Source organism: Pseudoalteromonas sp. S4492 (genome assembly GCF_005886115.1).
GTDB lineage: Bacteria > Pseudomonadota > Gammaproteobacteria > Enterobacterales > Alteromonadaceae > Pseudoalteromonas > Pseudoalteromonas gelatinilytica.
The window spans coordinates 1-434 of record NZ_PNCP01000380.1 but is presented as its reverse complement, the minus strand read 5'-3'; the positions used below and the strand labels follow the sequence as shown (position 1 = coordinate 434).

Sequence of the window (434 nt, the reverse complement as noted above, 5' to 3'; positions counted from 1 at the left end):
GTCATGATGCAATCCACTAACAGCGATGGGAGAAGGCGAAAGAATACCCTGATTGTTCATCTACGGCACCAAGCCGTTATAATTCAGCTTTTTGGAACGAACAGGTTAATCCCATGCTGACTCAAACCATGGTCGACAAGCTTAACGATCAGATCAATCTTGAGTTTTACTCCTCCAATCTTTATCTGCAGATGGCTTCCTGGTGCGAAGCTCAGGGTCTGGATGGCTGTAATGCGTTTCTGCGCCGCCATGCCCAGGAAGAAATGGAACATATGCTGAAGCTGTTTAACTACGTCAACGAGACAGGTGCAATGGCGGTGATTGGTGCTATCAATGCCCCTCCCCACCGATATGAGACAGTAAGAGATATCTTTCAGTGCACTTATGAGCATGAGCGCACAGTGACTCGCTGCATCAATGAACTGGCACACACG

At 47.9% G+C, this 434-nt stretch carries 1 protein-coding gene; it reads left to right on the top strand.

The features are described 5' to 3' along the window. Positions 1 to 113: 113 nt before the first annotated feature. On the top strand, positions 114 to 434 hold a 321-nt coding region (locus CWC28_RS21850), incomplete at its 3' end, for a ferritin (RefSeq protein ID WP_283206574.1).